Below are 5407 nucleotides of genomic sequence, written 5' to 3'. Positions count from 1 at the left end.
CGGGGGGGGGTTGGGGGGGGGGGGGGGGGTGAATACCGCCACAGTGGGGATCACAGTACTTGGGATAGGGCAGGGCAAGGCACAGTTGCTGGTAGAGCCAATCTCCAAGATCAATGCGACCTGTGGCCGGCAAGGTCTCCACTAGATCATCGTCGGGCTGACTCGTTGGGCTTTCCGCCAGCCAAATCAGTTCGCTGGTCGCACACTCTAGACGGTGATTATAGTACTGCAAACAGCGATCGCAAGAGAGGGTGACAATGGTCTGCACACTGGCCCGCAGTTCTAAGTAGGTGTGGCGGTGACTGGCAGTAACCATCCCTTGCACAGGAGTCAGCGTTGCCAAGTCTGGAAAATGGGTATCCACCCGCCACTCGTAGGTCTGGGCGGGCAGCCGCAACAGTTCAGGAATGCTTAGCCAGTGGACAGGGGTCACGTTAGGATCCTTGACTTATATCATAGAGTTCTTTCAGGAAACGGAAGCACTGCTCGGCCGTCATTGAGCTTGGCTGAAACGTTGCTGCTGGAGAGTATTTTAACCGCAGGCGCCGAATGGTGTCGCTATCCATCTCACCCAACTGCACCAGACGCATTGACCAATTGATAAAGGTTCGCTCTTCGATCGCCTTAAATTCAATAATTTCAGCGCTGTGGTGGCGGGGATCCTTAAGAATACGGGCGTAGGTTTCACTGACTTTCTGGCGATCGCCCTCAAGGGTTTGCAGAAACATGCCATTGCCATAGCACAGCATTCCCGTAATGCCATCGCGCACATTGTTCACCTCTGACTTGGCCATAATATCCCGCAGGTCTGGGTAGGACAACCCATCTGTGGCACAACTGAGATAGATTAGGCGATGTAGTCTCATGGGTTTTCTGTTCTCGATCGCACACAGTTGAGTTTTACTATCCCATAAAAGGGTTCTTTTCTTTAGCTGAATTTTGTTATTAGTATTTCTAAAGGATTTTTATTATTAGTATCTCTAAAGGATTGATATAGAACTCCCCTGTGTGGAATAGGCTGTACAGCCGCAGGCCATAGTAGCCAAGGTAAATGCCCCCCAGCCACCACCAGTTTTGAATGCGTTCATTGATGTCGCGAAAGGGGGTGTGCTGCAATCGTCGCCCTGCTTTTAGTTCAAGGGCCATCAATACAGCAGCCACTGTAAATGCGAGAAAGAGTATAGGGCCAAAGAGATGCATTCTCAGGGCATCTGCAAGATTGCCGCGAGCGATCGCCATAAAAGAACGAGTCAGGCCACACCCCGGACAGGGAATGCCCGTTGTTGCCCAAAACGGACACAGTAAGAAAGGCGGCGTTCCCGTATGGTTAAACAGTGCCGCTCCCACTAAAGGTGCCGTCGTCAGTCCCAAAAAGCCCCAACGGCTCAAGCGTTCCTGTTTAGATAAAACAGCATCAGAGAAGCGCAGCATCGGGTTCCTCAGCATTCACCACTAGTCGCTGCTCCCATTCTGCCGCAAAGGCCGCAAATCGCTCCTCTAAAATTGCCTGCCGTGCTGCTTGGGTAAAGCGAATCAGTTCCGTCACGTTATGAATTGAGAGCAGGGTATAGGCGAGGAGTTCCTTGGCACGCACAAGATGACTGAGGTAGGCGCGGCTAAATGTCCTACAGGTATAGCAGGGACAGGTTGGATCGAGGGGGTCATAGTCGCGGCGGAAGCGGGCATTTTTCAGGTTCCAGCGCTGCCCTTGGACAATGGCACAGCCGTGGCGAGCCAGACGCGTAGGAATCACGCAGTCAAAGAGGTCAACACCGGCAGCGATCGCCCGCAGCATTTCTAAGTGCGTCCCCACCCCCATCAAATAACGCGGCTTATGGACGGGCAGGAGGGGAGCTGTCACCGCCACAACTTCGTGCACAGCACTGTTGGGTTCACCGACACTAACGCCACCAATGGCGTAGCCGGGTAGGTCATAGGGCACCATTACCTCAGCACATTCCCGACGCAGGTCGGCATACACCCCCCCTTGAACAATGGCAAAGAGGGCCTGATCGGATCGTTGTTTGGCGGCAATACAGCGCTCTAACCAATGCAGGGTGCGTTGGGTAGCTTGGATCACTGCCTCACGGCTAGCAGGGTAGGGGGGACACTCATCGAAGGCCATGATCACATCTGCCCCCAAGGCTTCTTGAATGGCGATCGCCCGCTCGGGTGATAACTCAATGATCTGACCATCGTGGGGCGAGCGAAACACCACCCCCTGATCGGAAATTTGCCGCATTTCACTGAGGCTAAAGACCTGAAACCCCCCCGAATCCGTGAGAATTGGCCCTGACCAGCCCATAAAACAGTGGAGCCCCCCCGCTGCAGCCACAATGTCTTCTCCCGGTTGCAGGTGCAGATGGTAGGTGTTGGCCAAGATCATTTGGGCGCCTGCTGCCTTCAGGTGTTCTGGGGTCAGGGTTTTGACATTGGCTAGGGTGCCCACTGGCATAAAACGCGGCGTTGCCACTGTGCCATGGGGGGTGTGAAACAGGCCGGCCCGGGCTTGGGTATGGGCACATTCCTGCTGGCAGACAAATTCAAACACGCTGTGGATCGACAAGAAGGCGTAAAAAATGTTACCAAATCCCTAGACAAACCCACAACCGCTGATCTATGATTAAAACTTGTGACCAAAAACGGATACTGAGTGGGAGCGATCGCCTCAACCCCCTTAAGTCCTTGGTCCCACTGATCCAGGGGTGGCAGCGTGTTCGCAACTTGCAATCATAGCCTTGCCATCTTTACCTGCGCCTGTCCTTGATCAATGAGATGCGCCCTGGGCGTCATCGTCTTGACCGTCTAACTGCTGGGTCAATCCACTATTCCTAACTCTAGGAATCTGCCGAAGTGTAGCCTTGCGGCTTGCTTTTGCTGTTTTGTTGTGATTCGTATTTTTAAGGAACGCGATCGTGACAGTTGGTATTTTAGGGACAAAGTTGGGCATGACCCAAATCTTTGACGAGGCGGGCCGATCTGTCCCCATTACGGTGGTACAAGCGGGACCGTGTCCGATCACCCAAATTAAAACCCCTCAAACCGACGGCTACACAGCAATTCAAGTGGCCTATGGTGAGGTGCGAGAGAAAAACCTGAGTCGCCCTGAGCGCGGTCACCTCAACAAGTCACAAACACCGCCTATGCGTCATCTGCGGGAATTTCGCCTCGAAGATGTCTCTGCCTATCAATTGGGTCAGGCCATCACCGTTGATATTTTTAGTCCAGGGCAGCTTGTGGATGTCCGCGGCACGAGCATTGGCCGCGGCTTTGCTGGCTACCAAAAGCGCCACAACTTCAAGCGCGGTCCGATGGCGCACGGTTCAAAAAACCATCGTCTACCCGGTTCTACGGGGGCGGGGACAACACCGGGTCGTGTCTTCCCCGGCAAGCGGATGGCCGGTCGCATGGGCAACACGGCGGTTACCATTCGCAAGTTGCAGGTGGTCCGCGTTGATCCTGAGCGCAACTTAATCCTCATCAAAGGGGCATTGCCGGGTAAACCGGGGGCACTGGTGAGCATTACCCCCGCCAAGGTTGTCGGTCGCAAATAGGGGCTGGAGAGTAGTTATGGTTGCATGTGTAGTTAAAGACTGGCAGGGTGCCGACAGAGGTGAAGCCACCCTGGATCTGGCGACAGCAAAACCTGAAACTGCCAGTCATATTGTCCATCGTGCCCTTGTGCGGCAGTTAGCCAACGCCCGTCAAGGGACCGTTTCCACCAAAACTCGTGCCGAAGTGCGCGGCGGTGGGCGCAAACCTTGGCGGCAAAAGGGAACAGGACGTGCCCGCGCCGGCTCGATTCGTTCTCCCCTCTGGCGGGGGGGCGGTGTGATCTTTGGTCCAAAGCCCCGCGACTATAGCCAAAAAATGAACCGTAAGGAGCGCCGGCTTGCCCTGCGCACAGCTCTGATGAGCCGCGTTGAAGACTTGATTGTGGTTCAAGACTTTGCCGATCACCTGCCACGTCCCAAAACCAAGGAATTGGTGACGGCTTTGCAACGCTGGGGCATTGAGCCAGAGCAAAAAGTACTGCTACTGGCCGCAGACATTACGGAAACGGTGGCACTCTCAGCGCGAAATGTGCCCACTCTGAAACTGCTGCGTGCTGATCAATTGAATGTTTTTGATTTGCTCTATGCCGATCGCATTGTTGCCACCACTGGCGCGATCGCCAAAATTCAGGAGGTGTACGGTGACTAAAGTCCAACCCCGCGCCCTTGCGGATCTCATCAAGCGCCCCATCATCACAGAGAAGGCCACAATTTTGCTGGAGAACAATCAATACACCTTCGACGTGGATCGGCGCGCCACCAAGCCGCAAATCAAGGCGGCTGTTGAGGAACTCTTTAACGTCAAAGTCACGGCAGTTAATACCTATCATCTGCCTCGCAAAGAGCGCCGCGTGGGTCGGTTTGTTGGCTATCGTCCTCGCTATAAGCGGGCGATCGTCACCCTTGCCCCCGACAGCAAGATCGTTCTGTTCCCCGAAGTTTAACGGAGTAGATCATGGGCATTCGCGTTTACCGACCCTACACCCCCGGCGTTCGCCAAAAAACTGTTTCTGACTTTGCTGAAATTACCACCGCCAGGCCCGAAAAGTCACTCACCCGTGGCTTCAAGCGCGACAAAGGCCGCAACAATCGCGGTGTGATTACCAGTCGGCGGCGAGGTGGTGGCCACAAGCGTCGCTACCGCATTGTTGATTTTCGCCGCAGCAGCAAGCTCAATATCCCTGCCAAAGTGGCAACCGTGGAGTACGACCCCAACCGCAATGCCCGCATTGCCCTGCTCCACTACCGCGATGGTGAAAAACGCTACATCATCCATCCGCGCGATTTGACCCCCGGCACTGAGATTATTGCCAGTCCCGATGCCCCTATCGAAGTGGGTAACGCCCTTCCCCTGGGCAAAATTCCCTTAGGTACCAGCGTTCACAATGTGGAAATTACCCCCGGTCGCGGTGCGCAAATGGTGCGAGCTGCTGGTGCCATGGCACAGGTGGTGGCCAAGGAAGGTGACATGGTCACCCTCAAGCTTCCTTCGGGGGAAGTGCGGCTCTTCCGTAAGGAGTGCTATGCCACCATTGGCCAAGTGGGGAATGTGGAAGCCAACAACATCAGTTTGGGCAAAGCCGGTCGCAATCGCTGGAAAGGTCGTCGTCCGAAGGTGCGTGGTTCGGTGATGAACCCCGTAGATCACCCCCACGGTGGTGGTGAAGGGCGGGCTCCCATTGGTCGTCCTGGACCTGTTACTCCTTGGGGTAAACCCACCCTTGGCTACAAAACTCGCAAGAAGAAGAATCTCAGTGATGCCCTGATTGTGCGTCGTCGCAAGAAGTCTTCCAAGCGGGGTCGCGGTGGTCGTCAGTCTTAGGTTTTTGCGGAGAAGTTAGGTTATGGGACGT

The 5407-nt window shown here is 54.9% G+C and carries 8 protein-coding genes; 4 read left to right on the top strand and 4 right to left on the bottom strand.

Annotation, left to right across the window (positions count from 1 at the left end; genetic code table 11):
* The 4 genes from H8Q75_RS01885 to tgt form a co-directional block, all read right to left on the bottom strand.
* A partial coding sequence (locus H8Q75_RS01885) for a DUF177 domain-containing protein (protein ID WP_297039995.1) occupies positions 1-433 on the bottom strand: 433 nt, incomplete at its 3' end.
* Between the two features lies 1 nt (position 434).
* Positions 435-866 carry a BLUF domain-containing protein gene (locus H8Q75_RS01880; protein WP_024125560.1) on the bottom strand — a complete coding sequence of 144 codons (432 nt, stop codon included), beginning with the start codon at positions 864-866 and terminating at the stop codon, positions 435-437.
* An 88-nt stretch (positions 867-954) separates the two neighbouring features.
* The gene (locus tag H8Q75_RS01875) at positions 955-1431 is read right to left on the bottom strand and encodes a DUF2752 domain-containing protein (protein WP_024125561.1); all 477 of its coding nucleotides are present in this window, start codon (positions 1429-1431) and stop codon (positions 955-957) included.
* Positions 1415-2551 carry a tRNA guanosine(34) transglycosylase Tgt gene (gene tgt / locus H8Q75_RS01870; protein WP_024125562.1) on the bottom strand — a complete coding sequence of 379 codons (1137 nt, stop codon included), beginning with the start codon at positions 2549-2551 and terminating at the stop codon, positions 1415-1417. The genes H8Q75_RS01875 and tgt overlap by 17 nt, the downstream gene beginning before the upstream one ends.
* Positions 2552-2915: 364 nt before the next feature.
* Between tgt and rplC the strand changes: the two genes are divergently transcribed.
* The 4 genes from rplC to rplB are packed head-to-tail and all read left to right on the top strand — an operon-like array spanning position 2916 to position 5376.
* On the top strand, positions 2916-3554 hold the full coding sequence (rplC, locus tag H8Q75_RS01865; RefSeq protein ID WP_024125563.1) for a 50S ribosomal protein L3: 639 nt from the start codon (positions 2916-2918) through the stop codon (positions 3552-3554).
* A 16-nt stretch (positions 3555-3570) separates the two neighbouring features.
* Complete coding sequence (gene rplD / locus H8Q75_RS01860; protein WP_297039987.1) at positions 3571-4203, top strand: 50S ribosomal protein L4; 633 nt, start codon at positions 3571-3573, stop codon at positions 4201-4203.
* Complete coding sequence (locus H8Q75_RS01855) at positions 4196-4498, top strand: 50S ribosomal protein L23 (RefSeq protein WP_024125564.1); 303 nt, start codon at positions 4196-4198, stop codon at positions 4496-4498. The genes rplD and H8Q75_RS01855 overlap by 8 nt, the downstream gene beginning before the upstream one ends.
* 11 nt (positions 4499-4509) lie before the next feature.
* Entirely contained in the window at positions 4510-5376 is an 867-nt protein-coding gene (gene rplB / locus H8Q75_RS01850; protein ID WP_297039984.1) for a 50S ribosomal protein L2, read from the top strand.
* Positions 5377-5407: the final 31 nt, after the last annotated feature.

The sequence above is a fragment of the Thermosynechococcus sp. OHK43 genome, from assembly GCF_014466085.1.
Taxonomy (GTDB): domain Bacteria; phylum Cyanobacteriota; class Cyanobacteriia; order Thermosynechococcales; family Thermosynechococcaceae; genus Thermosynechococcus.
This window is presented reverse-complemented; position numbering and strand designations above follow the sequence as displayed.

Excerpts from the sequence above, each read along its gene's own strand:
- H8Q75_RS01880 (WP_024125560.1), bottom strand. The coding sequence starts at position 866 with ATGAGACTACATCGCCTAATCTATCTCAGTTGTGCCACAGATGGGTTG.
- H8Q75_RS01875 (WP_024125561.1), bottom strand. The coding sequence starts at position 1,431 with ATGCTGCGCTTCTCTGATGCTGTTTTATCTAAACAGGAACGCTTGAGC.
- rplD (WP_297039987.1), top strand. The coding sequence starts at position 3,571 with ATGGTTGCATGTGTAGTTAAAGACTGGCAGGGTGCCGACAGAGGTGAA.
- rplB (WP_297039984.1), top strand. The coding sequence starts at position 4,510 with ATGGGCATTCGCGTTTACCGACCCTACACCCCCGGCGTTCGCCAAAAA.